The sequence below is a fragment of the Corynebacterium sp. HMSC05C01 genome (assembly GCF_001807155.1).
Lineage (GTDB): Bacteria > Actinomycetota > Actinomycetes > Mycobacteriales > Mycobacteriaceae > Corynebacterium > Corynebacterium coyleae.
In genome coordinates this window covers 1-1,574 of record NZ_KV787937.1, presented here as the reverse complement: position 1 = coordinate 1,574, position 1,574 = coordinate 1, and the positions used below count along the sequence as shown (strand labels likewise).

General features: G+C 61.8%; 3 protein-coding genes. All 3 read right to left on the bottom strand.

From position 1 onward, the window contains the following. Nucleotides 1–201: 201 nt before the first annotated feature. The 3 genes from HMPREF3145_RS01450 to HMPREF3145_RS01440 are packed head-to-tail and all read right to left on the bottom strand — an operon-like array spanning nucleotide 202 to nucleotide 1,429. Nucleotides 202–531, bottom strand: coding sequence for a DMT family transporter (locus HMPREF3145_RS01450; protein ID WP_003849969.1), 330 nt, complete (start codon nucleotides 529–531; stop codon nucleotides 202–204). Next, the gene (locus HMPREF3145_RS01445; RefSeq protein WP_048733039.1) at nucleotides 528–887 is read right to left on the bottom strand and encodes a DMT family transporter; all 360 of its coding nucleotides are present in this window, start codon (nucleotides 885–887) and stop codon (nucleotides 528–530) included. Before HMPREF3145_RS01445 ends, HMPREF3145_RS01450 begins: the two co-directional genes overlap by 4 nt. Then, nucleotides 884–1,429 carry a TetR/AcrR family transcriptional regulator gene (locus tag HMPREF3145_RS01440; protein WP_034666346.1) on the bottom strand — a complete coding sequence of 182 codons (546 nt, stop codon included), beginning with the start codon at nucleotides 1,427–1,429 and terminating at the stop codon, nucleotides 884–886. The genes HMPREF3145_RS01445 and HMPREF3145_RS01440 overlap by 4 nt, the downstream gene beginning before the upstream one ends. Nucleotides 1,430–1,574 lie beyond the last annotated feature (145 nt).

The window sequence follows — 1,574 nt, the reverse complement described above, 5'->3', positions numbered from 1 at the left end:
AAACGGCCTAAAACAACTTGACAAAACACAAGCGCGGGCGAACTGTTCAAAGGCTGCGATCTGGTCGGGGTCGATGGTGTAGTGGACGACACAGGTGATCACATCCACAACGCTAGGCCCACAGGCGCTCATTGGGGAGCCTTTGTCTGTGCGCCTCGTGGTGTAGCACACCAATCTGCCTGGTTTACCTGCGGAAATGCGTCAGTTCGCCAAGTTGGCGCCGAGTTCAACGGTGAGAACTCCGACGGCGATGAGGAGGATGCCGAGGGCCATGGTTCGGGTGAGGGGTTCGTGGAAGATGACCCGGGCGAGGATCGCGGTGAGAGCTACGCCGGATGCTGCCCAGATGCCGTAGGCGACGCCAAGGGCCATGCCGTCGGCCAAGGCGAGACTTAAGGCGACGAACGCCACGAGATACCCCGCGATGACGCCGATGAACCATTTCTTCACCCGGCCACCGTCGGAGGCTCGTAGCGACATGGTCGCGACGACTTCGGACAAGATGGCGCCTGCGAGGAAGATCCATCTCATGAGTTGACTCCTGCTTCCTGGGCTGCGGTTTGCTGAGCTTTCTGGGAGCCGAGTTCGACGGTGAGGACACCGCTGATGATCGCAACCATTCCAAGACCCATCACAGCGGTCAGAGGTTCACCGAAAATCGCGGCGGATAGCACGGCGGCGAGCACGACCCCGCTGGCTCCCCAGATGCCATAGGCGACGCCGATCTGCATTCCTTCGCGCAGGCAGAAGGTGAGGAAGACGAAAGTGCCGATGTATCCGGCAGCAACCACGATGTACCAGGATGGGTGATTGAGCGCCGCCTTGAGAGACAGCGTCGCCGCCACTTCGGTAGTGATGGCGCCAGCGAGCAGGAACCACTGCTTCATGGGGTTGTTCCTTCGATCAGGGAGCGAATGCTGGAGACGACGGCTTCGAGATCCGCGCCGTGGAGGGTGGACACACCTGTGGCCTGGGCGCCCCAGAGTCCGTCGGCGGCGAGTCGGGCGGTGGTCAGCCTGGCTCGGGTGGCGGCGTCGAGATCGTCCGGGAGTTCGAGCCAGCGGCCCATCCGCGTAGTCCACGGTTCGGTGAGTTCGGGCCGGTACGTCGCTTGGCCCCAGATGATGAACTCGGCGCGCTTGGCGGCCCCGTGGGCGGCGACGTGAACGTAGCTCAGGAGCCGCTCGGTGGCGTTGGCGTTCTCGAGGGGCTTGCCAAGGGTGGCAGTCATGTCGTTCTCGACGTTGGCCGCAGCGTGGTCGACGATCGCGGCGAGCAGTACGTCGCGGTTGCGGAAGTGATATAGCAATCCCGGTTTGGTGAGCCCGGCCTCGTGGGCCACTGCGTCAAGGGTAATGTCGCCACCCTCCGCTGCGTTCATGACGCGGAGGGCAGCTTCCAGGATCTCGGAGCGCTGACTGGTTCGCATATAGCTAACTTTACCATTTGGTAGGTGAAGCCTTCAACTGCGGGCGCTGGTAGGGGCACCTGGGGTACACCCCAAGCGAACAATTTGTGAATGAAAAAACTTCCTGTTCGCTAGGGTGCTGAGTGCGCGTAGTTGGTAGGGGTAT